The sequence below is a fragment of the Streptomyces sp. XY431 genome (assembly GCF_001279805.1).
GTDB classification, from domain to species: Bacteria; Actinomycetota; Actinomycetes; order Streptomycetales; family Streptomycetaceae; genus Kitasatospora; species Kitasatospora purpeofusca.
Genome location: NZ_LGDO01000184.1, coordinates 23,780 through 49,041 on the forward strand (window position 1 = coordinate 23,780; position 25,262 = coordinate 49,041).

At 74.0% G+C, this 25,262-nt stretch carries 26 protein-coding genes and 1 pseudogene; 17 read left to right on the plus strand and 10 right to left on the minus strand.

The window, feature by feature from the left end; genetic code table 11:
- Nucleotides 1-162: 162 nt before the first annotated feature.
- From pucL to ADK60_RS19490, 5 genes are all read right to left on the minus strand, one after another.
- Nucleotides 163-1,083 carry a factor-independent urate hydroxylase gene (pucL, locus tag ADK60_RS19470; protein ID WP_053647628.1) on the minus strand — a complete coding sequence of 307 codons (921 nt, stop codon included), beginning with the start codon at nucleotides 1,081-1,083 and terminating at the stop codon, nucleotides 163-165.
- Nucleotides 1,084-1,111: 28 nt separating this feature from the next.
- Nucleotides 1,112-1,447 carry a hydroxyisourate hydrolase gene (uraH, locus tag ADK60_RS19475; protein WP_045942025.1) on the minus strand — a complete coding sequence of 112 codons (336 nt, stop codon included), beginning with the start codon at nucleotides 1,445-1,447 and terminating at the stop codon, nucleotides 1,112-1,114.
- Nucleotides 1,448-1,546: 99 nt separating this feature from the next.
- On the minus strand, nucleotides 1,547-2,050 hold the full coding sequence (gene uraD / locus ADK60_RS19480) for a 2-oxo-4-hydroxy-4-carboxy-5-ureidoimidazoline decarboxylase (protein WP_053647630.1): 504 nt from the start codon (nucleotides 2,048-2,050) through the stop codon (nucleotides 1,547-1,549).
- Nucleotides 2,051-2,251: 201 nt separating this feature from the next.
- Nucleotides 2,252-2,632: a helix-turn-helix domain-containing protein gene (locus ADK60_RS19485; protein ID WP_030392032.1), complete on the minus strand. Its 381-nt coding sequence runs from the start codon at nucleotides 2,630-2,632 to the stop codon at nucleotides 2,252-2,254.
- A complete protein-coding gene (locus tag ADK60_RS19490) occupies nucleotides 2,629-2,910 on the minus strand; it encodes a thiamine-binding protein (protein ID WP_353651756.1) in 282 nt (93 codons plus the stop codon). The genes ADK60_RS19485 and ADK60_RS19490 overlap by 4 nt, the downstream gene beginning before the upstream one ends.
- Nucleotides 2,911-3,113: 203 nt before the next feature.
- On the opposite strand from ADK60_RS19490, the gene ADK60_RS19495 reads away from it, so the two are divergent.
- The 13 genes and pseudogenes from ADK60_RS19495 to ADK60_RS19555 all read left to right on the plus strand — a co-directional run bounded on the left by ADK60_RS19495 (nucleotide 3,114) and on the right by ADK60_RS19555 (nucleotide 17,816).
- Nucleotides 3,114-3,965, plus strand: coding sequence for a TIM barrel protein (locus ADK60_RS19495; protein ID WP_053647681.1), 852 nt, complete (start codon nucleotides 3,114-3,116; stop codon nucleotides 3,963-3,965).
- A 73-nt stretch (nucleotides 3,966-4,038) separates the two neighbouring features.
- Nucleotides 4,039-4,926 (plus strand): 2-hydroxy-3-oxopropionate reductase, encoded by an 888-nt coding sequence (locus ADK60_RS19500; RefSeq protein WP_053647632.1) that lies wholly within the window; start codon nucleotides 4,039-4,041, stop codon nucleotides 4,924-4,926.
- 393 nt (nucleotides 4,927-5,319) lie between these two features.
- Nucleotides 5,320-6,462 (plus strand): glycerate kinase, encoded by a 1,143-nt coding sequence (locus ADK60_RS19505; protein WP_053647634.1) that lies wholly within the window; start codon nucleotides 5,320-5,322, stop codon nucleotides 6,460-6,462.
- A gap of 264 nt (nucleotides 6,463-6,726) precedes the next feature.
- Complete coding sequence (gene allB / locus ADK60_RS19510; protein ID WP_053647636.1) at nucleotides 6,727-8,103, plus strand: allantoinase AllB; 1,377 nt, start codon at nucleotides 6,727-6,729, stop codon at nucleotides 8,101-8,103.
- Nucleotides 8,100-9,206 (plus strand): annotated as a pseudogene (gene alc / locus ADK60_RS19515) (allantoicase); the annotation flags it as partial. The gene allB and the pseudogene alc, both read left to right, overlap by 4 nt.
- A 385-nt stretch (nucleotides 9,207-9,591) precedes the next feature.
- Nucleotides 9,592-11,052 (plus strand): catalase, encoded by a 1,461-nt coding sequence (locus ADK60_RS19520; protein WP_053647638.1) that lies wholly within the window; start codon nucleotides 9,592-9,594, stop codon nucleotides 11,050-11,052.
- 324 nt (nucleotides 11,053-11,376) lie between these two features.
- Complete coding sequence (locus ADK60_RS19525) at nucleotides 11,377-12,156, plus strand: IclR family transcriptional regulator (protein WP_045942029.1); 780 nt, start codon at nucleotides 11,377-11,379, stop codon at nucleotides 12,154-12,156.
- Nucleotides 12,157-12,347: 191 nt separating this feature from the next.
- On the plus strand, nucleotides 12,348-13,262 hold the full coding sequence (locus ADK60_RS19530) for a metal-dependent hydrolase (protein WP_053647640.1): 915 nt from the start codon (nucleotides 12,348-12,350) through the stop codon (nucleotides 13,260-13,262).
- A 139-nt stretch (nucleotides 13,263-13,401) separates the two neighbouring features.
- A complete protein-coding gene (locus tag ADK60_RS19535) occupies nucleotides 13,402-14,499 on the plus strand; it encodes a PDR/VanB family oxidoreductase (RefSeq protein ID WP_053647642.1) in 1,098 nt (365 codons plus the stop codon).
- 27 nt (nucleotides 14,500-14,526) lie between these two features.
- A complete protein-coding gene (locus tag ADK60_RS19540) occupies nucleotides 14,527-15,402 on the plus strand; it encodes a M24 family metallopeptidase (RefSeq protein ID WP_053647643.1) in 876 nt (291 codons plus the stop codon).
- Complete coding sequence (locus ADK60_RS19545) at nucleotides 15,399-17,135, plus strand: SDR family oxidoreductase (RefSeq protein WP_053647645.1); 1,737 nt, start codon at nucleotides 15,399-15,401, stop codon at nucleotides 17,133-17,135. Before ADK60_RS19540 ends, ADK60_RS19545 begins: the two co-directional genes overlap by 4 nt.
- A gap of 74 nt (nucleotides 17,136-17,209) precedes the next feature.
- Nucleotides 17,210-17,407, plus strand: coding sequence for a type II toxin-antitoxin system VapB family antitoxin (locus ADK60_RS19550; RefSeq protein WP_043465077.1), 198 nt, complete (start codon nucleotides 17,210-17,212; stop codon nucleotides 17,405-17,407).
- Nucleotides 17,400-17,816, plus strand: a complete 417-nt coding sequence (locus tag ADK60_RS19555) for a PIN domain nuclease (RefSeq protein WP_053647648.1) — start codon at nucleotides 17,400-17,402, stop codon at nucleotides 17,814-17,816. Before ADK60_RS19550 ends, ADK60_RS19555 begins: the two co-directional genes overlap by 8 nt.
- Nucleotides 17,817-17,937: 121 nt before the next feature.
- Here the strand turns inward: ADK60_RS19555 and ADK60_RS19560 are convergent, their stop codons facing one another.
- The gene (locus ADK60_RS19560; protein ID WP_079008523.1) at nucleotides 17,938-18,339 is read right to left on the minus strand and encodes a PIN domain-containing protein; all 402 of its coding nucleotides are present in this window, start codon (nucleotides 18,337-18,339) and stop codon (nucleotides 17,938-17,940) included.
- 188 nt (nucleotides 18,340-18,527) lie between these two features.
- Between ADK60_RS19560 and ADK60_RS19565 the strand changes: the two genes are divergently transcribed.
- Nucleotides 18,528-19,445 (plus strand): SDR family oxidoreductase, encoded by a 918-nt coding sequence (locus tag ADK60_RS19565; RefSeq protein ID WP_053647650.1) that lies wholly within the window; start codon nucleotides 18,528-18,530, stop codon nucleotides 19,443-19,445.
- Here ADK60_RS19565 and ADK60_RS19570 read toward each other — a convergent pair.
- Nucleotides 19,436-20,425 (minus strand): helix-turn-helix transcriptional regulator, encoded by a 990-nt coding sequence (locus ADK60_RS19570; RefSeq protein ID WP_053647651.1) that lies wholly within the window; start codon nucleotides 20,423-20,425, stop codon nucleotides 19,436-19,438. The genes ADK60_RS19565 and ADK60_RS19570 overlap by 10 nt on opposite strands.
- 117 nt (nucleotides 20,426-20,542) lie before the next feature.
- Between ADK60_RS19570 and ADK60_RS19575 the strand changes: the two genes are divergently transcribed.
- Both ADK60_RS19575 and ADK60_RS19580 read left to right on the plus strand, forming a co-directional pair.
- Nucleotides 20,543-20,755 (plus strand): cold-shock protein, encoded by a 213-nt coding sequence (locus ADK60_RS19575; RefSeq protein ID WP_030392049.1) that lies wholly within the window; start codon nucleotides 20,543-20,545, stop codon nucleotides 20,753-20,755.
- Between the two features lie 110 nt (nucleotides 20,756-20,865).
- Nucleotides 20,866-21,513, plus strand: a complete 648-nt coding sequence (locus tag ADK60_RS19580) for a LysE family translocator (RefSeq protein WP_053647654.1) — start codon at nucleotides 20,866-20,868, stop codon at nucleotides 21,511-21,513.
- 39 nt (nucleotides 21,514-21,552) lie between these two features.
- On the opposite strand, the gene ADK60_RS19585 is transcribed toward ADK60_RS19580, so the two are convergent.
- On the minus strand, nucleotides 21,553-21,846 hold the full coding sequence (locus tag ADK60_RS19585; RefSeq protein WP_045942045.1) for a hypothetical protein: 294 nt from the start codon (nucleotides 21,844-21,846) through the stop codon (nucleotides 21,553-21,555).
- 218 nt (nucleotides 21,847-22,064) lie between these two features.
- Between ADK60_RS19585 and ADK60_RS19590 the strand changes: the two genes are divergently transcribed.
- Complete coding sequence (locus ADK60_RS19590; RefSeq protein WP_045942046.1) at nucleotides 22,065-22,361, plus strand: hypothetical protein; 297 nt, start codon at nucleotides 22,065-22,067, stop codon at nucleotides 22,359-22,361.
- Between the two features lie 19 nt (nucleotides 22,362-22,380).
- Here ADK60_RS19590 and ADK60_RS19595 read toward each other — a convergent pair whose 3' ends face one another.
- Nucleotides 22,381-23,589 carry an XdhC family protein gene (locus tag ADK60_RS19595; protein WP_053647656.1) on the minus strand — a complete coding sequence of 403 codons (1,209 nt, stop codon included), beginning with the start codon at nucleotides 23,587-23,589 and terminating at the stop codon, nucleotides 22,381-22,383.
- Between the two features lie 157 nt (nucleotides 23,590-23,746).
- Nucleotides 23,747-25,243, minus strand: a complete 1,497-nt coding sequence (locus tag ADK60_RS19600; protein ID WP_053647658.1) for an NCS2 family permease — start codon at nucleotides 25,241-25,243, stop codon at nucleotides 23,747-23,749.
- Nucleotides 25,244-25,262: the final 19 nt, after the last annotated feature.

A 25,262-nucleotide genomic window follows, 5' to 3' on the forward strand; every position in this document is an offset into this window, starting at 1 on the left:
CCCGAGGGCGGGGACGGCGGTGCAGGAGTCCCTCGGGGCGGGTTCTCCAGCTCCCCGGGCCGGCCGCCGTGAGGCTGGGCACGGTCTCCGATGGGTGGGGGTGGAGAAGCAGGTGGTGCGGATGGTGGTGCCGGGTGCCGGCGGGAGGCCGGCGGGTCGGGTTCAGACGACCGGGATCACCGGTACGACGCCCTCGCGGTGCACGGTGCCCTCGATCAGGCCGTACATCCGGTCGGCGGCGTAGTAGACCTCGTTCTCGTTCTTGAGTCCGAACGGCTCCAGGTCGACCAGGAAGTGGTGCTTGTTGGGGAGTTCGAGCCGGACCTCGTCGACCTCGGCGCGGTTGTTGAGGACGCGGGTGCCCATCGCGTGCAGGGTCTGCTGCAGCGAGTAGGAGTAGGTCTCGGCGAAGGCCTCCAGCAGGTGCCGCCTGATGTGGGTGTAGCTGCGGTTCCAGTTGGGCTGGGCCTCGTCGTCACGGCCGGTGAAGCCGTACTTCCAGCGGGCGGTGACCTGGGTCGCGAGGATCCGGTCGTACGCCTCCTGGAGGGTGGTGTACTTGTCCTTGATGTAGCCCCAGAACTCCGAGTTGGTGGAGTTCAGCACGACCAGGTCCTTCAGTCCGGAGATCACCTGGACGGAGTCCCCGTCGTAGACGATCTCGCTGGTGCGGACCTCCTGGCCGGTGCGGACGAAGGAGTGCCCGACCTCCTCGGAGCCGATGAAGCGGGCGCTGCTGTCGGGGGTGCGGATCCGGTCCCAGGAGTACTCCTCGATCCGGATCCTGGCCCGGTGCACGACACCGCGTTCGGTGTCGTCGACGAAGTGCCGGGCCAGCAGGATGCCGAAGGCCTCGGCCGAGTCGATCCCGTACTCCTTGGCGAAGGCGAAGACGGTGTTCTTGGTGGTGTCGGTGGGCAGGCAGTTGGCGTTCGACCCGGTGAGGTGGACGTCGTCGAACTCGCCGGAGAGGGCGACCGAGACGTTCAGGTCCTTGATCTCGTGGCGGGTCGAGTCGCGGTAGACGCGGACGATCCGGTTCTCCGCCTTGCCGTACTGGTTCTGACCGAGCACGTGGGCCATGACATGGCTCCCATATCAATCGATCGGTCTAGCTTCCGCGGTAGACCGAGTATCCGAACGGGTTCAGCAGCAACGGCACGTGGTAGTGGTGCTGCGCGGGCGCGACCGTGAAGACGATCGTGACCTCGGGGAAGAACGGCGGTTCCTCGGACTTCCGGGCGAAGTACGCGGCGGTGTCGAAGAGCAGCCGGACGACCGAGCCCGCCTCCACGGCCGGCAGGTCCTTGGCCCGGCCGTCGGAGTCCGTGGCGGAGGTGCCGAGCACCTGCCAGCCACCCTCGGTGTGCAGTGCGAGCTCGACCGGGACGCCCTCGGCCGGGCGGCCGAGGCTGGTGTCGAGCACGTGGGTGGAGATGCCAGTCATGGGTGAGGTGACCTTACTGATGGCAGAGGTGGTGCGGGGGGACGCGGAGGTGCTGCGTCAGTGATACCTGAGACGGCGCCGGAGGAGGCCGAACGACCGTCAGTTGTCGTCGAGCAGACGGTTGATCCGGATGTCGTTGATCCTGCGCAGTTCGCCCCGGACGATCTCCGCCTCGGTGGCGGGGTCGTTGGGCCGGCGCTCGCGCAGGGCGTCGAGCACGGTGGCCGCGGTGCGGCCGGTCGCGCAGATCAGGAACACATGGCCGAACTTGGCCTCGTAGGCGGCGTTGGCCCGGCGCAGTTCGTCGAGCAGGGCCTCGTCGGCGCCGTGGACGCCGGCCTGCTCGCGCTCGGAGGTGGCGTCGCCCGGCTTGGGCGCGCCGATCCGGGCGTGGCCGGCCATCGCTTCGTGCAGGTCGGAGACGGAGAGCCCGGCCATCGCCTCGGCGTTGGCCTCGAGCAGGGCCCGGCGGTCCTTCCACGGACGGGCCGCCGCGACGGCGTCGGCCCAGGCGGGGCTGGTGCAGACGTCCAGCAGGATCTCCCTCAGCTCGGCGGAGTCGGTCGCCGCCAGGGCGTCAAGGGCGTGGGGGTGGTTGGTCACGGGTGGACCTCCTGGAGAGTGGTGCCACCCGCACAAGCTAGATCCGTGGGATCAGGCCGTCAACACTTTGTTGAACGGTTGGTGGTTACGTTTCGCGACGGCCCTGGTCGCGGGGTGTTTCGTGTGTGATGAGACAAGTGCGCCCCGCCGGGGCCCGGGCAAGACTGGCCGGGCCGGCGGGGCGCGCTCCTGCGGGAGGGGTCAGTTCGGCTTCGCGCCGTCCTGGCGGTTGAGGTAGTTGTACACGGTGAAGCGGCTGACGCCGAGCGCCGTGGCGACGGTCTCGACGCCGTGGCGGACGGTGAAGGCGCCGCGCTCCTCCAGCAGCGCGACCACGCGCTGCTTCTCCCAGCGGTCCAGCTCGGTCAGCGGGCGGCCGTCGAACTGGCGGGTCATCTCGGCCAGCAGGCGGTCCAGCGCACTGCTGAGGTGCGGCAGCCGGACGGCCAGCGCCCGCTCGCCCTCCCACTCCAGGACGACGTCCTCGGCCTTCGCCTCGTCCAGCGGGACGGGCGTCGCGCCGACCGCGTCGAGCAGCGGCTTGATCGCCGCGGCGAGCGGGTGTTCGGTCTGCTCGGTCACGGCGTACCGCCCTCCCCGGCTGCGCTCTCGGCCTCGGCCTCGGCCTCGGCCTCGGCGAGGACGCTGACCTGGACCGAGATCCGGGTCGCGCCGGCGTCCAGGCTCTCCCGGAGCAGCTTGGACACGGCGGCCAGGATCCGGTCCGCCTCACCCTCGGCGCCGGTGCCGAACGGGCCCACCGCGACGTCGAGACCCGCCTCGTCGACCACCTTGCGGGCCGCCACGGCGTGCGGCGGGAACGTGTCCAGTTCGAACGGTTCTGTCGTGAACTCCACCATCAATCGCACCCGCTCACTCTAGCGAGCGGTCGTGCGGCGGTGAGCCGGTCGTCGGGGCCCGGCCTGCGGCGCAGCGCTTCAACAATTTGTTGCAGATGCCTTGACAGTCGCTCGACGGCCCGGACATGCTTCCACCAGACAGAATCCCTCTTCCGGATCGTGGAAGTTGCGGATGTCGGAAGAGAGAGTACGAGGTGATGGACATGGCCGCCGAACCGAGCGCCGCCGCCCGGCACAGCTTCACGGTCAACCTGTCGATCCTGTTCGGCGAGCTCCCGCTGCTGGAGCGCCCGGCCGCGGCCGCCGCCGCCGGCTTCACCGCCGCCGAGCTGTGGTGGCCGTTCGGCACGGAGCACGACCCGTCCGAGGCCGAACTCGACGCGCTGCGCAAGGCCTTCACCGACGCCGGCGTCCGCCTCACCGGTCTCAACTTCCTCGACGACCTGAGCACGGGCGCCCGGGGCACCGTCTCGCTGCCCTCGGAGCGCGACCGCTTCCGGGCCAATGTGCCGGTCGCCGCCGCGCTCGCCGCCTCGCTCGGCACCCCGGCGCTGAACGCCCTCTACGGCAACCGCGTCGAGGGCGTCGACCCGGCCGAGCAGGACGCGCTCGCGCTGGAGAACCTCGTGCTCGCCGCCCGGGCCGCCCACGGCGTCGGCGCGATCCTGCTGGTCGAGGCGCTGAACCGGCCGGAGTCCCCGGGCTACCCGCTGGTCTCCGCGGCCGCCGCGGTCGAGGTGGTGGACAAGGTCAACGCCGCCACCGGCCTGGGCAACGCCAAGTTCCTCTGCGACCTCTACCACCTGGCCCGCAACGGCGAGGACCTCGCCGCGGTCATCGACACCTACGCCGACCGGATCGGCCATGTGCAGATCGCCGACACCCCCGCCCGCAACGAGCCGGGCACCGGCGTGCTCGACTTCGAGGACCTGTTCGCCCGCCTCACCGCCGCCGGCTACACCGGCCGGATCGGCCTGGAGTACCGGCCGTCCACCGGCGTCAGCGCCGACAGCTTCGACTGGCTCGCGCGGGAGCACCGCGCGGCCGCGCTCTGATCCTCGCCCTCCCCCCGCTTCTCCCCACGCACCCGTACGCACCCCGCACGCACGCAACAGAAGGAACGACGCGATGAGCCGCAAGATCGCCTTCATCGGCCTCGGCATCATGGGCAGCCCGATGGCGGCCAACCTGGTCCGGGCCGGCCACCACGTCACCGGCTACAACCTCACCCAGCCGCAGATCGACGCCCTGGTCGCGGCCGGCGGCCACGGCGCCGCCAGCATCGCCGACGCGGTGAAGGACGCCGAGGTCGTGATCACCATGGTCCCGGCGGACCCGCACGTCGAGCAGGCCGTGCTGGGCGAGGGCGGCGTCCTGGAGCACGCCCGCCCGGGCACCCTCCTCATCGACATGTCGAGCATCACCCCGCAGACCTCGATCAAGGTCGAGGCCGCCGCGAAGGAGAAGGGCGTCCGGGCCCTGGACGCCCCGGTCTCCGGCGGTGAGGCGGGTGCCGTGGAGGCCGTGCTGTCGATCATGGTCGGTGGCGCCGCCGAGGACTTCGCCGAGGCCGAGCCGCTGTTCGCCGCGCTCGGCACCACCGTGGTCCACGTCGGCCCGGCCGGTGCCGGTCAGACCGTCAAGGCCGCCAACCAGCTGATCGTCGCGGTCAACATCCAGGTGCTGGCCGAGGCCGTGGTCTTCCTGGAGAACGCGGGTGTGGACCTCGCCGCCGCGCTGGACGTGCTCGGCGGCGGCCTGGCCGGCTCGACGGTGCTGAACCGCAAGAAGGCCAACATGCTGGACCGCGAGTTCGCCCCCGGCTTCCGGATCGACCTGCACCACAAGGACATGGGCATCGTCACCGACGCCGCCCGGGCCGTCGGTGCGGCGCTGCCGGTCGGCGCGGTCGTCGCCCAGCTGGTCGCCTCGGCCCGGGCCAACGGCGACGGCTCCCTCGACCACTCGGCGCTGCTGCGCGGCGTCGAGCGGCTCTCCGGCCGCGAGGTGAAGTAGCCCCACGGGTGGCGGGGCGAAGCGGCCCCGCACCCCCCACAGCTCCTCCCGGTGGCGTGTACCTGTCCGGTCGTGCCCGCGCCACCGGGAGGCCGACCGGCGGCCGACGGCCGACGGCGTTCGTCGGCCGCCGGCCGACTCCAGACCCGATCGACGGGCGGGCCGGGGCTCATCCGCCCGCCCGTCGATCGACCAGGCTGCGACGCGCCCACCCTCACGGGGCACTTCGGTCGTGCACCCGGCGCGTCGCACCGGCTCCCTCCCTCACCGAGGGGAGCCCCTCGTACGTCGGAAGCGGGCGAGGGGAACGGCGGGGAGGGAGCCGCTCCCGGGCCGCCCGGGCCCATGCTTGACGAACCATTGCCAGACCAGCCCGGAAGTGAGGCCCACGCCATGCCCGCCACCCCCCACCAGGGCCATGTGGTCGTAGCGCCCGACAAGTTCAAGGGCACCCTCGAAGGTGCCGAGGCCGCCGCCCGGATCGCCGCCGGCATCCGCCGTGCCGCGCCCGGCACCGAGGTGCGCGAACTGCCCGTCGCCGACGGCGGCGAAGGCACCCTGGCCGCCGCCCTCGCGGCCGGCTTCACCAGGGTCGCCGCCAAGGTGGCCGGCCCCACCGGCCTGCCGGTGGACGCCGCGCTCGCCGTCCGGGGCACCACCGCCGTGGTCGAGCTGGCGCAGGCCTCCGGCCTGGCCCGGCTCCCCGGCGGGCGGACCGCCCCGCTCGCGGCCGGCTCCTACGGCGTCGGCCAGCTGATCGCCAGGGCCGTCGCCCAGGGGGCCCGGCGGATCGTCCTCGGCCTCGGCGGCAGCGCCGGCACCGACGGCGGGGCGGGCATGCTCCAGGCGCTCGGGGTCTCACTGCTCGACGCCGAGGGCGTCGAACTCCCGCCCGGCGGAGCCTCGCTGCGCCGACTGGCCCGGATCGACCTCGGCACCTCGGCCCGCACCATGGACGGCGTCGAGGTGGTCGTCGCCTGTGACGTGGACAATCCGCTGCTCGGCCCGCGCGGCGCCGCCGCCGTCTACGGCCCGCAGAAGGGCGCGAGCGCCGAGGACCTGCTGGTCCTGGAGGAAGGTCTGACCCGGTTCGCCGAGGTGGTCGCCGCCACCGTCGGCCGGGACGTCCGGGAGACCCCCGGCGCCGGGGCCGCGGGCGGGGTCGGCTTCGCCGCGCTGGCCCTGCTCGGCGCCACCATGCGACCCGGCATCGAGCTGCTGCTCGACCTGCTGGGTTTCGACGGGGCGGTGCGTGGGGCACGCCTCGTCGTCACCGGCGAGGGCTGCCTGGACGCACAGACGCTCCACGGCAAGGCCCCCGCCGGCGTCGCCGCGGCGGCTGCCCGGGCGGGGGTTCGGGTGGCCGCCGTCGCGGGGCGGGTGGAGCTGTCCGAGCGGGAGTGGCGGTCCGCCGGCTTCGTCGCGGCCTACGCGCTCAGCGAGTTGGGCGAGACCCCGGGCGAGGGCATGACCAGGGCCGGAGAGCTGGCCGAGGTCGCGGGGGAGCGGCTCGCCGCCGAGCTCCTGCGCCGCTGAACCCACCCGGTCCCGGCCTTCCCGGCCCACCCGGTCCCGGCCTTCCCGGCCCACCCGGTCCCGGCCTTCCCGGTCCACCCGGTCCCGGCCTTCCCGGTCCACCCGGTCCCGGCCTTCCCGGCCCAATCGCTCCGGCGCCCGTCCACCGCGCTCCTCGTAGTTTCCTCCATTGACGTTTTGTTGAAGGCGGGCCTAGGCTCCGGGCCATCCTTCGGCGCACCCACTCGTACCAGCCATCCCCTCATCAGGCTTCGGAGGTCCCTCATGCCCATCAGCGAGACCGAGGTGATCCGCTCCCGCCGGGTGGTCCTGCCCGACGGCGAGCGCCCCGCGGACGTGCTGGTCCGGGACGGGAAGATCGAGCGGATCGCCGCCCACGGCACCCTCCCGGCCGACGGCCACCGGGTGACCGACCTCGGCGGCACCGCCCTGCTCCCCGGCCTGGTCGACACCCACGTGCACGTCAACGAGCCCGGCCGCACCGAGTGGGAGGGCTTCGCCACCGCCACCCGGGCCGCCGCCGCCGGCGGCGTCACCACGATCGTCGACATGCCGCTCAACTCGGTGCCCCCCACCACCACCCTCGCCGGGCTCGAAGCCAAGCGGAAGACCGCCGAGGGCCAGGCCTGGGTCGACCTCGGCTTCTGGGGCGGCGCCGTCCCCGACAACCTCGCCGACCTCGAACCCCTGCACCGGGCAGGCGTGTTCGGCTTCAAGTCCTTCCTCGCGCCCAGCGGCGTCGACGAGTTCCCGCACCTCGAAGCGGCCGGCCTGGAAGCCGCGCTGGCCGAGCAGGCCCGGCTCGGGGCACTCGCCATCATCCACGCCGAGGACCCGGCCGTGCTGGCCGCGGCGCCGCAGCAACCCGGCGTCCACTACCGGGACTTCCTCGCCTCCCGCCCCGCCGGCGCGGAGACCGCCGCCGTCGCCCGGCTGCTGGACGCGGCCCGCCGCACCGGCGCCCGGGTGCACGTCCTGCACGTGTCCTCGGCGGCCGTCCTGCCGCTGCTGCGCCGGGCCAGGGCGGACGGCGTCCGGGTCACGGCCGAGACCTGCCCGCACTACCTGACCCTCGCCGCCGAGCGAGTACCGGACGGCGGCACCGCCTTCAAGTGCTGCCCCCCGATCCGCGACGAGGCCAACCGCGACGCGCTCTGGGAGGCCCTGGCGGCAGGGGAGTTCATCGCCGTCGTGTCCGACCACTCGCCCTCCACCCCGGACCTCAAGCTGCTGCCCGAGCACGGCGGCAGTGGCGACTTCGCGGCCGCCTGGGGCGGCATAGCCTCCCTCCAGCTCGGCCTGCCGGCGGTCTGGACCGAGGCCCGGCGGCGCGGCCGCACCCTGGCCGAGGTGGTCGGCTGGATGTCGGCAGGACCGGCCCGGCTGGTCGGCCTCGACGGGCGCAAGGGCGCCATCGCGGTCGGCCACGACGCCGACCTGGTGGCCTTCGACCCCGATGCCGACTTCGCCGTCCACGCCGCCGAGTTGCACCACCGCAACCCCGTCACCCCGTACGCGGGCCGGACGCTCACCGGCGCCGTGCGCACGACCTGGCTGCGCGGCCGGGTCGTCGACCCGGGCGGCGCACCGTTCGGCGTCCAGCTCACCCGCCCCAGCAGCCCGTCCGAGGAGATCCAGTGACCACGGTCCCCGCCCAGAGTGCTCCCGCCACCGGTGCCGCACCGGTCTCTGCCCCGGCCGCCGCCCCCGCCCGGGCGCCGTTCACCGAGCTGGTGAACCTCGCCTCCCGCGCCCTCGGCGCCGGCGTCGTCGCCACCAACGAGGACACCTTCGCGGACGCCGAGAACCTGCTGGTCGCCGCGCCCGCCGAGTTCCGCCCGCACACCTTCGGCCACAAGGGCCAGATCATGGACGGCTGGGAGTCCCGCCGCCGCCGGGGCGCGAGCGCCGGGCAGCCGCACCCCACCGACGAGGACCACGACTGGGCCGTGGTCCGGCTCGGCGCCGCCGGGGTGGTCCGCGGACTGGTCGTCGACACCGCGCACTTCACCGGCAACTACCCGGAGAGCGCCTCCGTCGAGGCCGCCTCGATACCCGGCCACCCCTCGCCGGCCGAGCTCGCCGGGGCCGAGTGGGTGGAGGTCCTGCCGCGCACCCCGCTGCGGGGCGACACCGCCCACGAGTTCCCGGTCGACTCCGGGGCCCGGTTCACCCACGTCCGGCTCAACATCTTCCCCGACGGCGGGGTGGCCCGGCTCCGCGTCCACGGCGAGGTCCTGCCCGACCCGCGCGAACTGGACGGCCTCACCTTCGACCTGGCGGCCCAGGAGCACGGCGGTGTCGCCGAGGCCGCCTCCGACCGCTTCTACTCCTCCCCGCACAACCTGAACGCTCCCGGCCGCGCCTCCGTCATGGGCGAGGGCTGGGAGACCCGGCGTCGGCGCGACAAGGCCAACGACTGGGTGCGGATCGCCCTGGCCGGGGGCGGTGAGGCCCTGGCCGTCGAGGTGGACACCACCCACTTCGTCGCCAATGCCCCCGGCTGGGCCGACCTGGTCGGCTACGACGCCTCCGCCGGCGGGGACCCGGCGACCGACGCGGACGGCTGGTTCCCGCTGCTGCCGCGCACCCGCCTCCAGCCCGACACCCGGCACCGGCTGCGGCTCGCCCCGGGCCGCCCGGTGACCCATGTGCGGATCGACGTCCACCCGGACGGCGGCCTCGCCCGCCTCCGGATCACCGGCCGCCTCACCGAGGCCGGCCGGGCCGCCCTCGCGCTGCGCTGGTTCGACGCCGTGCCGGCCGCCGAGGCCGCGGCCGCGCTCACCGAGGCCGGCCTGACCGCCGCCGAGGCCGCCGAGCTCACCGCCGCCCGTCCGCTCGGCGGGCCGGTCGCGGCCCGGGCCGCCGTCGCCGGGCTCAGCCACTCCGACGGCCCCGACGGCGAGCACTCCTCCCGCCGCCGCTCGGCCGCCTGGCGACTGCTCGGCATCTGAGCATTCGAGTATCCGGGCATTCGAGTATCCGGGCATTCGAGTATCCGGGCATTCGAGCATCCGGGCATCCGGTCCGGCGGCGCCGCGCCGGACCCGATGCCGCGTCACGCCCGGTGGCGCCACGTCACATCCCTCTCCACGCAAGACCCTTATCGACACCGAAGGACCCGTCATGCCCAAGATCCTGACCACGGAGTCCGGCGCCCCGGTCGCCGACAACCAGAACTCGGCCTCGGCCGGCGCGTACGGCCCGCTGCTGATCCAGGACCAGCACCTGCTGGAGAAGCTCGCCCGGTTCAACCGCGAGCGCATTCCGGAGCGCGTCGTGCACGCCCGGGGCTCCGGCGCGTACGGCTACTTCGAGGTCACCGACGAGGTGTCGCAGTACACCCGCGCCGCGTTCCTCGGCGAGGTCGGCAAGCGCACCGAGCTGTTCCTGCGCTTCTCCACCGTCGCGGGCAACCTGGGCTCCAACGACGCCGTCCGCGACCCGCGCGGCTTCGCGGTCAAGTTCTACACCGAGGAGGGGAACTACGACCTCGTCGGCAACAACACCCCGGTCTTCTTCATCAAGGACCCGCTGAAGTTCCCGGACTTCATCCACTCGCAGAAGCGCGACCCGTTCACCGGCGTCCAGGAGGCCGACAACGTCTGGGACTTCTGGGCGCACTCGCCCGCCTCGACGCACCAGATCACCTGGCTGTTCGGCGACCGGGGCATTCCCGCCTCGTACCGGCACATGAACGGCTACGGCTCGCACACCTACCAGTGGGTCAACGAGCAGGGCGAGGCGTTCTGGGTGAAGTACCACTTCAAGACCAACCAGGGCATCCGCTCGCTGGACGCCGGGCAGGCAGCCGAGGCTGTCGGCGGCGACGCCGACAGCCACCAGCGCGACCTCCACCAGGCCATCGAGCGCGGGGTGTTCCCGACCTGGACGCTCTATGTGCAGCTGATGCCGGTCGCCGAGGCGGCGGACTACCGCTTCAACCCGTTCGACCTCACCAAGGTGTGGCCGCACGCGGACTACCCCTTGGTCAAGGTCGGCCGTCTGGTGCTCAACCGCAACCCGGAGAACGTCTTCGCCGAGGTCGAGCAGTCCGCGTTCTCCCCGAACAACTTCGTGCCCGGCATCGGCCCGTCCCCGGACAAGATGCTCCAGGGCCGGCTGTTCGCCTACGCGGACGCCCAGCGCTACCGCCTCGGCGTCAACCACACCCAGCTGCCGGTCAACGCGCCCCGCGCCACCGAGGCGGCCAACTACGGCCGTGACGGCCTCGGCGCGCTCAACCCGGCCGGCCGGGGCCGGAACTACGAGCCCAACTCCTACGACGGCCCGGCGCAGACCGACGCGGCGCTCGCCGCCCCGACCGAGCTGACCGGCTGGACCGGCACCTACACCACCCCGGCCCACACCAAGGACGACGACTTCTTCCAGGCCGGGGAGCTCTACCGGCTGATGTCGGAGGGCGAGCGGGGCCGCCTGATCGCCAACCTGGCCGGTGCGCTGGCCCAGGTCACCCGGGACGACATCGTGGAGAAGAACCTCGCCCACTTCCACGCGGCCGACGAGGAGTACGGCGCCCGGCTGGAGGCCGCGGTGGCGAAGCTGCGGGCCGTCGACGAGTCCTGACCCCGAGTCCCCACCCCCCCGTTCCCGGGCGGCCGGCCCCGCACGCCGGCCGCCCCTCCCGACCGGGCCGTTCCCCCGTTGGCAGCGGGGGAGCGGCCCGGCCGCGTCTCCCGGTCGGACGACCGGGCTCCGTGGTTCGTGGTCCGGGGTCCGGGGTCCGGGGTCCGCTCGGGAGTGAGCGGGTGTTCGGTGGGGCATATGCCAGTCAAGCGATTCACCGTGTCCACCCGAATATTCCACGAGGGGGAGTTGGCGGAGGCGGGCGGTGGATAGGGTGGACCTACCCGCGGGTCACCTGGCGGGTGGACATCGGAAGGGGACGACATGTCGACACCAGCCCCGGGCCGTCACGCCGTACCGGAGCAGGGAACGCCCGGTCCGTACACCTCGCTGCGACACGCCCTCAGACTGCTGGAGGCGGTCGACCGGCACCCCGGTGGTGCCACCCTGGTGACCCTCGCCCGGGAGACCTCGCTGGGCCTCCCGACGGTCCGTCGGCTCGCCGAGATCCTGGAGGTCGAGGGCTACCTGGACTGCCAGGACGGCGGCTGGGTGCTCGGCGGCACCTTCGCGCTGCTCGGCCAGTACAACCGCGAGCAGCTGGTGCGCGCCCGGATGGACCGCAAACTCGACGAACTGCGCGAGGAGTTGGGCGCGGCGGTGTACTTCAGCCGCTACCACGACGGGGAGTTGTCGGTGGTGGCGGTCTCGGCCTCCGAGCTGGCGCCGGCGGTGCAGGAGTGGGTGGACTTCCGGGCCACCGCGCACGCCAGCGCGATCGGCAAGTGCCTGCTCGGCCAGCTCGACCACGACGGCCGCCGGGACCACCTGTCCCGCCACCCGGTGGCCCGGCTGACCTCCAGGACGGTCACCGACGCCGACCAGCTGATGCACCGGCTGGAGCGGCAGCCCGCCACCGTGCCGGTGCTGGACATCCAGGAGTACGCCGTCGGCACGGTCTGCGCGGCCGTCCCGGTGACGGCCGGCAGCACGGTCGGCTGCCTGGCCACCTCGATGCCGGTCGGCGACGCGCACCGGCTGAAGGCGGCCGCCGAACTGCTGGCCGCCCGCGCCGCGCCGCTGATGCTGGCGATGGCGGTCTGACCCGCCGCACGCCCACGGGACCCCGCTTCGGCGGGGTCTTCGCGTTTCCGGGTTTCCCGGTGGTCGGCGCGGTGCACATCACTTATTAGACTCGATGTCGATAAGGCATGCCGAAACCCTTGTGGCACGGGCTACCCGCGAGTACGTTTTGCCGGGTCGAGCCGCCACCCGCAGGTCAGGAGGGCCCTCCCATGCCCAGCCCCACCCCCGTCCCCGCCCTCGCCGCGCCCGCCGCCCGAGTGCACGAGAGCCTCGTCCTGGAGCCCCGCGACGTCCGCTTCGACTGGGCCGCGCTGCCGCTGCACTGGATCCCCGACGAGCCGATGGCCACCCACGTCATCAATGTGCTGCACCTGCTGCTCCCCGAGGGCGAGCGCTGGTTCGTCAAGGTGTTCAAGGACGCCCTCCCGCTGATCCGCGACGAGCAGCTCCGCGAGGAGGTGCTCGGGTTCATCGGCCAGGAGGCCATCCACGCCGAGGCGCACCAGGAGGTCCTGGACCACCTGCTCGGCCAGGGCCTCGACCCGCGCCCCTACGTCCGACAGGTCTCCTGGCTGTTCCAGCGCGTCCTCGGCGACAAGCCCGGCCTGAGCCCGGCCCGGCAGCGCGAGAACATCGTCGAACGGGTCGCCTTCGTCGCCGCGATCGAGCACTTCACCGCCTTCCTCGGCAACTGGGCGCTCAACTCCCCGGGCCTGGACCGCGCCCAGGCCGACCCGACGATGCTCGACCTGCTGCGCTGGCACGGCGCGGAGGAGGTCGAGCACCGCAGCGTCGCCTTCGACCTGATGGTCCACCTCGACCCCGGCTACGCCCGCCGGATCCGCGGCATGCTCGTCTCCGGCCCGCTGCTGGTCCACCTCTGGGTGCGCGGCGCCCGCTTCCTGCTGGCGGCCGACCCGACCCTGGACGGGCGGCTCAGGCCCACCTGGCGCGAGACCGGCCGGATCGCCAAGCGGGGCCTGCTGCCCGACCCGGTCCGGTCGATCCGCTCCGGCCTGCGCTACCTGCGGCCCGGCTACCACCCCACCCAGGAGGGCTCCTCCAGCCAGGCCCTCGGCTACCTCGCGACCTCCCCGGCCGCCCGCGCCGCCGCCGGGCGGTGACCTCCCGGGCCGCCGCCCGGCCCTTCGCCGCCCGCCCTTTCGCTGCCTGCCCTTTCGCCGCCCGCCCCGCCCGAACCTGCCAGCTGCCGGCTGCCGGAGCCCCGCCGTCAGCCGCCACCGGAACCGAGGACCCCGCCGGATGGACCTGAGCACCCCGCCCCCCGACCTCTACGGCCGCCCGCGCGCCGACACCTTCTTCCGCTTCCTCACCGCCTTCGGCGACCGCTACACCCCCGCCCTCGGCAGCCCGCTGCTGCGGCGCAACCCGCGCCGTCCGTACAGCCGCCCCACCGAGGCGCTGCAACTGGTCGTCACCGCCCGCCGCCAGGTCGCCGCCGACGTCGTGGAGCTCACCCTCGCCGACCCCTCCGGCGGCCCGCTCCCCGGCTGGCAGCCCGGCGCCCACCTGCGCCTCACCCTCCCCTCCGGCCGCGAGCGCCACTACTCGCTCTGCGGCGACCCGGTGGACCCGGCCGAGCGGTCCGGCTACCGCATCGCCGTCCGCCGGCTGCCCGACGGCGGCGGAGGCTCCGCGGAGGTCCACGACACCCTCCACCCCGGCACCCGGCTCGCCGCCCGCCGCCCGCGCAACGGCTTCGCCTTCTGCGCCGAACCGGCCGTGCTGTTCCTGGCCGGAGGCATCGGGATCACCCCCCTGCTCCCGATGGTCCGGGAGGCCCGGCGCACCGGACTGGACTGGCACCTCGTCCACACCGGCCGCAGCGCCGACACCCTCCCGTTCGCCGACGAGCTGCGCGCACTCGACCCGGCCCGGGTCCACCCGCGCACCGACGACGAGCACGGCGGCCCGCCCACCGGCGCCGAACTCCTCGCGCACGCCCCGCGCGGGGCCGCCGTCTACTGCTGCGGCCCGGCTCCGATGCTCACCGCAGTCCAGCGGGCCCTGGACGCCTCGCCCGCCGCCTCCCTGCACTTCGAGCGGTTCGGCGCGGCCCCGGTCACCGACGGCGAGCCGTTCGCGGTCCGCCTCGGCGCCGACGGCCCCGAACTGCCCGTCCCCGCCGACCGCTCCGCCCTGGACGTGCTCCGCGAGGCCCGCCCCGACCTCCCGTACTCCTGCAAGCAGGGCTTCTGCGGCACCTGCGAGGTCCGGCTGCTGGCCGGCACCCCCGACCACCGCGACCGCCGCCTCACCTCCGAACGCCGCGCCGACGGCGCCCTGCTGCCCTGCGTCTCCCGCGCCGCCGCGGGCGAGACCCTCGTGCTCGACGTCTAGCCACCAGCGCAAGAAGGAGCCCCCGCCGTGCCGCGCACCCCCGCCTTCCCGTACACCGAGCGCGACCTCGCCCGCTTCCGGGAGACCCAGCAGCTCGCCTACGACTGCGCCGAGCAGGTCGCCGCCTGGATCGAACCCGGCGTCACCGAGCGCCAGGCCACCGCCCGACTGCGCCGCAACCTGGTCGCCGCCGGTGTGCAGGACTTCTTCCACGTCCCGTTCGCCTGGTTCGGGGACCGGACGGCGTTCCGTCACTTCCACACCCCGCTGCAGTTCTTCGCCGGCAACCGCCGCCTCCAGGAGGGCATGCCGTACGTGCTGGACTGCGCCCCCGTCGTGGACGGCTACACCGCCGACATCGGCTACGGCGGCAAGGTCGGCGAGAACCGCGTCTGGGACCGCCTCGCCGCCGACCTCCAGGTCTACCGCGAGCTGATCCTCGCCGAGGTCCGCGCCCGCAAGCCGCTCGCCGAGGTGTACGCGGCCGTGGACGCCCAGATCGAGGCGCACGGCTACGACAACCGCCACCGCGTCTACCCCGGCCGGGTGATCGGCCACCAGGTCACCCGGACGACGGCCCGCGGCCCGGCCGGGGTGAACGTCCTCGGCTTCGGCGTGCGGACCCTCCAGACGCTCGGCCGCGAACTCATCAGCGAGCGCCTGCACGGCCGTTCCCCGCTCTGGGCGGACGGCCGCTCCTCCCGGCACGCGCCCACCCCCGGCCTGTGGGCGGTGGAGCCGCACATCGGCTTCCGGGAGGTCGGCATCAAGTTCGAGGAACTGCTGGTGGTGACCGAGGACGACGCCTACTGGCTCGACGACGACCTCCCGCACGTCCGCCGCTGGGCCGGGGCCGACACCGCCGTCGCCACCACCACCGCCCCCGAGGGAGTCGCCCGATGAGCACCCGCGCCACCCACGCCCGCACCGTCCGGTCCGGCGGCCTCCCGCTCGCGGTCTACGAACAGGGCGACCCGGCCGCACCCACCGTGCTGCTGGTCCACGGCTACCCCGACACCCACGCGGTCTGGGACGACGTCGCCGCCGACCTCGCCCGCGACCACCACGTGGTCCGCTACGACGTGCGCGGCGCCGGCGCCTCCGGCGTCCCCGCCGACCGCACCGGCTACCGCCTGGAGCAGCTCGCCGCCGACCTGTTCGCCGTCGCCGACGCCGTCAGCCCGGACCGCCCGGTGCACGTCGTCGCCCACGACTGGGGCTCGCTGCAGTCCTGGGAGGCCGTCACCGCCCCCGGCGCCGAACGCCGCCTCGCCTCCTACACCACGATGTCCGGGCCCTGCCTCGACCACATGGGCTTCTGGCTGCGCGAGCGCCTCCGCCGCCCCACCCCGCGCCACCTGCGGCAACTCCTCTCCCAGGGCGCCCACTCCTGGTACATCACCGCCTTCCACCTGCCCTTCCTCGCGCCCGGCGTCTGGCGGCTCGGCCTGGCCCGCGCCTGGCCCCGGGTGCTGCGCGACCTGGAGGGCGTCACCCCGCGCGCCGACCACCCGCAGCCCACCCTGCGGCGCGACGCGGTGCGCGGCATCGAGCTCTACCGCGCCAACATGCGGCCCGCCCTGCGCCACCCGCGCGAGCGCCCCACCGAGGTGCCGGTCCAGCTGATCACCCTCACCGAGGACCACTACGTCGGCACCTACCTGTCCGAGGGCCTGGAGCGCTGGGTGCCCAGGCTGACCCGCCGAACCCTGCGCGCCACCCACTGGTCCGCACTGCTGGAGAAGGGAACCACCGTGGCCGGACTGGTCCGTGAGCACGTCGCCCGCACCGCGGCCGGGGCGGACGCCGCTCCGGCCGGCACCCCCGACGACGGCCGGCTCGTCGTCGTCACCGGCGGCGGCAGCGGCATCGGCCGGGCCACCGCGCTCGCCTTCGCCGCGGAGGGCGCCCGGGTGGTGGTCTGCGACCTCGACCTCGACGCGGCCCGCCGCACCGCCGAACTCGCCGCCCTGATCGGCCCGCCGGCCCACGCCTACCGGGTCGACGTCAGCGACGGCGCCGCCGTCGACGCCTTCGCCGAACAGGTCGCCGCCGAGCACGGCGTGCCCGACGTGCTCGTCAACAACGCCGGCATCGGCCACTCCGGCACCTTCCTGGAGACCACCGAGAAGGAGTGGCAGCGGGTCCTGGACGTCAACCTCTGGGGCGTCATCCACGGCTGTCGCGCCTTCGGCACCCTGATGGCCGACCGGGGCGAGGGCGGCCACATCGTCAACCTGTCCTCCGCCGCCGCGTACCTGCCCTCGAAGGCCCTCACCGCCTACGCCACCAGCAAGGCCGCGGTCTTCATGCTCTCCGACTGCCTGCGCGCCGAACTCGCCGGCCACGGCATCGGCGTCTCCACCATCTGCCCGGGCCTCGTCAACACCAACATCACCCGCACCTCCACCTTCTCCGCCACCACGGCCGACGAACAGGCCGCCAAGCAGGCCCGCGCCGCCCGCCTCTACGCCCGCCGGGGCTTCCCGCCGGAGAAGGTCGCCACCGCCATCCTCACCGCCGTCCGCACCGGCCGCCCCGTCGTCCCCGTCACCCCCGAGGCCAAGGCCGCCCGCCTCCTCAGCCGCCTCGCCCCCGGCCTCCTCCGCCTGGCGGCACGGCTGAACGTCACCTGACCGGCCCCATGGGCCTGTGATATCGAATAGACTCGGATTTGATATCGCAGGCCTGTACCCCCGGGAGGTCCACCGTGGCTCGTACCGTGATAGACGTCAATGACGCCCTCCTGGCGGAGGCCGCCGAGATCTTCGGGACGACGACCAAGGTCGCGACCGTCAACGCCGCCCTTGAGGACGCCGTCAAGCGCCGCAAGGGCAGGGAGTTCCTCGACTGGCTCGCCGAGGGCGGGCTGCCCGACCTGACCGGACCGGTGGGCACCGGTGAGTGAGCGGTTCCTGATCGACAAGTCGGCATTCGCCCGTTACCCCAAGCCCGTGGTGCGGGTCGTGATCGACCGCTTGTTCGCCGAAGGACGGCTGGCGCTCTGCGGCGCCGTCGAGCTGGAGATCATGCACAGCGCCCGGTCCAAGAGTGACGCCGACCGGATCCGCGAGGGCCTGCGCGGGTTCGACTGGCTGACGACACCGGACGAGGTGTGGGACCGGGCGGTCGAGGTCCAGGCAATGCTCACGGCGGCCGGCAACTGGCGGGCGCTGTCCGTGGCCGATCTCGTCATCGCCGCGACCGCCGAACGCCACGGGGCCACCGTCCTGCACTACGACGGTGACTACGACATGATCGCCGCCGTTACGGGCCAGTCGACCCGCTGGGTCGTCCCTCCGGGCTCCGCCGACTGAACCCCGGAGCCGCCTCGCCCCCGGCCTCCGCCGCCTCGCCGCCCGCCTGAACGTCACCTGGGGCGAACCGCCGAAACCCGGGGCGCGCGGTGCCACCGCGCGCCCCGGGCCATGAAGTCGATCACCGGTCGAAGGGCAGGACCCGGAAGTCGCGCTGATCGAGAGTGAGGATCGCGTCGGTGCGGTAGTCCGCGGCCAGTGCCACGTTGACGGCGTCCGCCAGGTCGAGGCGCAGGTCGCGGTGGCGGGCCCGGACGGCCTGAGCGGCGTCCAAGGTGTCGGCGGTGATCTCGGGCAGTACCGCGCGCCCGGACCGCACCCGACGCCGGACGTCGTCGACCGCGGCCATGGACGCCGCGGGTCCGAGGACCCTCCGGGCCAGGTGGTCGAGTTCGCTCAGCAGGACGGGGGAGATCACCAGCGTCCCCGCAGCGTCCAGCACCTCGCGTGCTGCCGGTCCGATCGGGTGCTCGCGGTCGAGCGCCGCGAGCAGGCCGGAGATGTCCGCCACCACCACGATCATGCGGCGCCCTGCTCGGGTGACGTGGATGCGGCGTGCTTCGTGCGCTCGTAGGCAGCTGCTGCGTATGGTGCCGCTGCCATACGTCCGTCCATGGCTTCGTCGGGAATCCCGACAGGAGGTGTCGGGATTCCGGGGGAGCATCGATGCCGACGGGTGGAGACACCGCGGCACGTGAGGAAGGGCGAGGCATGACGGAGCAGCCGCTGAAGGGCAGGACCGCACTGGTGGCGGGGGCCACCCGGGGCGCCGGGCGGGGGATCGCGGTGGCGTTGGGCGCCGCCGGGGCGACGGTGTACGGGACGGGGCGCAGCGCCGAGGGCCACCGGGGGGACTACGGGCGGCCGGAGACCCTGGAGGAGACGGCGGCGCTGGTGACGGCCGCCGGCGGGCAGGGCATCGCGGTGCGCGCCGACCACCTGGTCCCGGCCGAGGTGGCGGCGGTGGCCGCCCGGATCGAGGCCGAGCAGGGCGGGCTGGACATCCTGGTGAACGACATCTGGGGCGGCGAGGAGCTGTTCGGCTGGAACGTCCCGGTCTGGGAGCACGACCTCGACAAGGGCCTGCGCCTGCTGCGGCTGGCCGTCGAGACGCACGCGGTCACCAGCCACCACCTGCTGCCCCTGCTGCTGCGCCGCCCCGGCGGGCTGGTGGTCGAGATGACCGACGGCACCGCCGAGTACAACGCGACCCGCTACCGGAACTCCTTCTTCTACGACATCGCCAAGGCCGCCGTGCTGCGGATGGCCTTCGCGCTGGGGCACGAAATGGGTCCGCGCGGGGCGACGGCGGTGGCGCTCACCCCGGGCTGGATGCGCTCGGAGATGATGCTGGAGCACTTCGGCGTCACCGAGGGGACGTGGCGGGAGGCGACGGCGGCCGAACCGCAGTTCGGCATCTCGGAGTCCCCGGCGTACGTGGGCCGCGCGGTGGTCGCGCTGGCCGCCGATCCCGGGCGGGCGCGGTTCAACGGCACCTCGCTGTCCAGCGGCGGCCTGGCCCTGGAGTACGGCTTCACCGACCTGGACGGGAGCCGCCCGGACGCCTGGCGCTACCTGGTGGACATCGAGGGCGCGGACGGCCCGGTGGACCCGGCCGGCTACCGCTGAGGGGGGCCGTAGAGGGCGGCGGTGCGGGCCGCCGCCCCGGCCAGCCGCTGCCGCAGGGCCGGCGGCTCCAGCACCTCGGCCTCGGGGCCGAGCCGCAGGATCTCCTCGTAGCCGACCTCCAGGGACTCCACGGGAAGCCGGACGGTCACCCGGCCGTCGCCGTCCGGTGGCCCGGCGCTCGCCAGCGCCTCCCGGGCGGCGACCGGTTCGAGCAGGTGCGGCAGCCGCTCCAGGCCGAGCGGGCTGAGCCGTACGGTCAAGGTCTCCCGCAGCAGCGAGCGGGCGAACCCCTCGGCCCGGGCCTCCCAGAACGCGGCCAGGTCGAACGTCTCGTCGGCCCGGTCGGGGGCGGACCACCGCTCGCGGGGTTCGGCGGCGACCAGCCGGTCCACCCGGTACACCCGGTGCTCGGCGCCCTCCTCGTCCGGCCGGGCGACCAGGTACCAGGTGCCCGCCTTCAGCACCAGGCCGGTCGGCCGCAGCACCCGCTCGACCGGGTCCGCCTCCGGCCGCCGCCGGTAGCGCACCCGCAGCAGCCGTCCGCCCCACACGGCCCGCGCGACCTCGGCCAGCAGCGGCGGCACGGGGGCGTCGCGGAACCAGCCGGGCGCGTCCAGGTGGAACCGCCGCGCCCCGGCGGCCGGCGCCCCGCCCAGCTCGCCGGCCACCTTCAGCCGGGCCGCGAGCGCCGGATCGGCGAGGCCCATGTCCTGGAGCGGCCCGGGCAGCCCGGCCAGCAGCAGCACCTCGGCCTCGGTCCGGTCCAGCCCGGTCAGCCGGGTGCGGTAGCCGTCGAGCAGCCGGTAGCCGCCGGCCCGCCCCCGGTCGGCGTACACCGGGACCCCGGCCTCGGCCAGCGCCAGGACGTCGCGCTGCACGGTGCGCTCGGAGACCTCCAGTTCGGCGGCGAGTTCGGCGCCGGTCATGCTGCGGCGGGCCTGGAGCAGCAGGAGCAGGGAGATCGCGCGGGCCGTCCGCATCCGTCGCCGTCCTCCGGTTCGGGCCGGGGCGTGCGCCCGGCGGGTTCTGCACCGATCATGGGTGGCGAGGGGGGAGGTCGCGGCCCGCGTGCCGACGACGGACCCGAGGAGACCCCGATGGCCACCGGTATCGTGCAGTCCTACCAGGCCGACCATGGGTACGGCCTGATCACCCCCGACGACGACGGCCCGGCGCTGTACGTGTACTACGACTCGATCGTGGCGGCGGACGGCGGCGACCGGACGCTGGTCGAGGGGCAGCGGGTCGAGTTCGACCCGACCGAGCAGGAGGGCCGCCGGGTGGCGGAGCGGGTGCGCCGCCCGGCCTGACCCGTCCCGCCGAGCGTCCCGGCCCGACCCCTCCGCCGCCCGGTCGCACCTCTCCTTGCGGCCGGGCTGCCCGGCCCCCGTGCGATCGCGGGCCATTACGATCGTGGGCCATGGAGATGACGACCGCCCTGTGGTCCTTCGCCCTCGTCGTGGGCCTGCTGACGCTCACCCCGGGCCTGGACACCGCCCTGATCCTCCGCACCTCGGCGCTCGGCCACCGGCGGCAGGCCTGGGGCGTGGTGCTCGGCATCCAGACCGGCACCCTGCTCTGGGGAGCGCTCACCTCGGCCGGTGTGACGGCGCTGCTCACCGCCTCGCAGCTGGGCTACGAGATCCTCCGCTGGGCGGGTGCCGCGTACCTGGTGTGGATGGGCGTGGGAATGCTCCGCTCCCGCGCGAACGCGAACCCGGAGCCCGAGGACGCCGCCGCAGCCGACACCCCCGCGAACACCCCGGCCGGCGGCCTCGCCGCGGGCTGGCGGCGCGGTCTGCTGACCAACCTGCTCAACCCCAAGGTGGGCGTCTTCTACGTGGCGGTGCTGCCGCAGTTCATCCCGGCGGGGGCGCCGCACTTCGCCGCCGGGGTGGCGCTGACCTGTGTGCACGTGGTCGAGGGCCTGCTCTGGTCGACGGTGCTGGTGGGCTTCGCCCAGGCGCTGCGCGGCTGGCTGCGCCGCCCGTCGGCGCGCCGGGCGATGGACCGGGTGACGGGCCTGGCCGTGGTCGGCTTCGGCGTGAAGCTGGCGGTCTCGGACTGATTCCGCCCGGTCCGCCCGGTCGGATCAGCGCCAGGCCGCTCAGCGCCCGACGCGGCCGAGGCCCTCGCGGAGATCGTCCGGGTTCATGCAGATGTGCATGTCGATGTGGGCGTTGAACTCCAGCCAGAACGGCTCGCAGATCGCGACCACGGAGGCCTCGTCGGCGACGTCGACGACCACGATCTGGCAGCGCCGGCCGTTGCGCGGGAAGGCGTAGGCCGCCTCGGGCTTCAGGTCGGCCATGATCTGGTTGAACCTCGCCATGATGGCGCCGTCCGCGACGGCCCGGTTGGCCGTCTGGGTGTCGAGTTCGATCTCCAGTAGCGCGCGCATGGCGGTGCCCCTTCCCGGGCGCGGGCGAGGGCCCGGACGAGTCCTCGATTCCAGCGTGCTCCGCTCCTGCGGGGCCCGCAATTCACCCGGTCGGCGGTACCGGGTGGCCGTCGGGACGGTTCGCGGGCTGCACTGGGAGGCGGCCGGGCGGTGAGCGGACGCCGCCCCGGAGCGCGGCGGCGCAGGGTGCGCGGGCGGCGCAGGACAGGAGTGTCCCGATGGCGGTCATCGTGGTGTTCGACCTTCCCGGGGTCAGCCGGGAGCAGTACGAGGAGTCGGTGGACCGGCTGACCGGCGGCTCCGGGCTGAACCGGCCCGAGGACTGGCCGGTGCGCGGGCTGCTGACACACGCGGCCGGCCCGCTGCCGGACGGCGCGGGCTGGCACGTGACGGACGTCTGGGAGTCCCGGGAGGCCTTCGAGCACTTCGCGGCGGTGCTGATGCCGATCCTCCGCGAGGTGGGGATGGCGGGCGGCCCGCCGCTGATCTGCGAGGCCTACAACGTGGTGCGCTGACCGCCCAGGGCCTGGGGCTCTAGGCGGCGTGCGGCTTGCGGTCCCGGCGGGCCGGTGCCTCCCGGCTGTCCTCGGCCGCCGCCGGGGCCTGTGCCAGGTCGTGGTGGATCGGCCCGGTCCCGGCGCTCAGCGGCAGGCAGCTGCCGCCGCGCCGGTGGGCGACGATCTCGGCGGCGACGGAGACGGCGGTCTCCTCGGGGGTGCGGGCGCCGAGGTCGAGGCCGATGGGCGAGCGCAGCCGCCCGATCTCGGCGTCGGTGAGTCCGGCCGCGCGCAGTCCGGCCTCGCGCTCGCGGTGGGTGCGGCGCGAGCCCATCGCGCCGACGTAGCCGACCGGCAGTCGCAGCGCGCGCTCCAGCAGCGGGAGGTCGAACTTGGCGTCGTGGGTGAGCACGCAGAGCACGGTCCGGCCGTCCAGCCGGTCCAGCTGGGTGTCCAGGTAGCGGTGCGGCCAGTCGACGACCACCCGGTCGGCCTCGGGGAAGCGCCGTTCGGTGGCGAAGACGGGCCGGGCGTCGCAGACGGTGACGTCGTAGCCGAGGAACTTGCCGATCCGTACCACCGCGGCGGCGAAGTCGATCGCGCCGAACACCAGCATCCGCGGCGCGGGCACGTACGACTCCACGAAGAGGGTGACGGTGCCCTGCCCGTGCTCGTCGCAGGGGCGCCCGTCCAGGCCGAGGACGAGCCGGCCGGTGCGGCCGGCGTCGAGCATGGCCCGGGCCTCGGCGACGACCGACCGCTCCAGCGGGGCGGCCACGGAGGGCGCGGGGGAGAGCAGGCCGTGGTGGGTGTCGGCGGTGACGGCGACGGTGGCGCCGAGCAGTCCGGCCGGTCCGGCGACGACCCGGGCGAGCGCCACCGGGGTGCCGTCGGCGATCAGCGCGATACCGGCGTCGAGGGCCGGGTCGGCCCCGGGGCGCACCGGCTGGACGAAGACGTCCAGGATCCCGCCGCAGGTCAGGCCGACGGCGAAGGCGTCCTCGTCGCTGTAGCCGAACCGTTCCAGCACCGGCTCGCCGGACTCGATCGCGGCCCGGCACAGCTCGTAGACGGCGCCCTCGACGCAGCCGCCGGAGACGCTGCCGATCGCCTCGCCGTCCGCGTCGACGGCGAGCGCGGCGCCCGGGTCGCGCGGAGCGCTGCCGGTGACCCCGACGACGGTGGCCACGGCGAAGGAGCGGCCGGACGTGTGCCAGGCCAGCAGCTGCTCGGCGATGTCCTGCATGACGGAAGCTCCTTTGCGCTTTCGAGGGTAGTCAATCGGGTGCGGAGGGGGCGGGTGCGGACGGGGCGGACGAGCACGGGACGGGCCGGTGGGGCCGCCGCCGTACGGGAGAACGATCCCGTACGGCGGCGGGTGCTCCGAAAGAGAGGTCGGCCGGTCAGTGCACGCCGAGCCAGGACTTGACCGGGCCGAGCGCGAAGTAGACGACGAACACCCCGGTGAGGATCCACATCAGCGCCCCGGGCTCGCGCCACCGCCCCCGGCCGGCCTTGATCACCGTGTAGGAGATCACGCCGGCCGCGACACCGGCGGTGATGCTGTAGGTGAACGGCATCAGCGTGCAGGTGAGGAAGGCCGGGACGGCCACCTCGCGGTCGGACCAGTCGATGTGCCGGGCCTGACTCATCATCATCGAGCCGATGACGACGAGGGCCGCCGAGGCCACCTCGACCGGCACGATGGCGGCCAGCGGCGAGAAGAACAGCATCAGGGCGAACAGTCCGCCGGTGACGGTGGAGGCGAGTCCGGTGCGGGCGCCGTCGCCGACGCCGGTCGCGGACTCGACGAACACGGTCTGCCCGGAGGCGCCGGCCAGGCCGCCGACCGCGCCGCCGGCGCCGTCGATGAACAGGGCCTTGGACAGGCCGGGCATCCGGCCGCGCCGGTCGGCGAGTCCGGCCTCGGTGCCGACGCCGATGATGGTGGCCATCGCGTCGAAGAAGCCGGCCAGGACGAGGGTGAAGACCGCGACCGAGGCGCTGATCGCGCCCAGGCCCTGGCCGCCGAAGGCGCCGAACAGGTCGACGTCGCCGAACAGGCTGAAGTCGGGTGCGGCGACCGGCGAACCGGGCCAGACCGGCGCGGAGTTGCGCCAGGCCTCGGCGGGTACGTCGGCGAGCTGGTTGACGATCATCGCGACCACGGTGCCGCCGGCGATGCCGATGAGGATCGCGCCGCGCACGTTGCGGGCCATCAGCACGAAGATGGCGAGCAGGGTGAGGCAGAAGACCAGGACCGGCCAGCCGGTGAGTTCGCCCGCCGGGCCGAGCGAGAGCGGGGTGGGTCCGCCGGTGTGCATGAAGCCGGCCTTGAAGAGGCCGATCACGGTGACGAACAGGCCGATGCCGATGGTGATGGCGTGCTTGAGCGGCAGGGGTATGCCGTTCATGATCCTCTCGCGCAGGCCGGAGACCACCAGCAGCACGATCAGCAGGCCGTAGATGACGCACAGGCCCATCGCCTGCGGCCAGGTGGTGTGCGGCACCACCAGGGCCGAGACGGCGCCGGAGACGGAGAGGCCGGCCGCGAGGGCGAGCGGCACATTGCCGACCACGCCCATCAGGACGGTGGTGACGGCCGCCGCGAGCGCGGTGGCGGTGGTGAGCGCCGCGTGGTCCAGCTTGACGCCGGTGACGTCGGCGCCGCCGAGGATCAGCGGGTTCAGCAGGATGATGTAGGCCATCGCCATGAAGGTGGTGAGGCCACCCCGGAGTTCATTGGCGAGGGTCGAGCCCCGGGCGGAGATCTTGAAGTAGGCGTCCAGTGCGTTCCTGGGCGCGGCCGGGACCGACGTGGGGGCGTCGTTCCCGGTGGCCTCGTCGGCCTCGGTGGGTCTGTCTGCAGTGGTGCCGGGCTCCGTGGGGATCCTGGTCATGTCCACTCCCAAGTGTCAA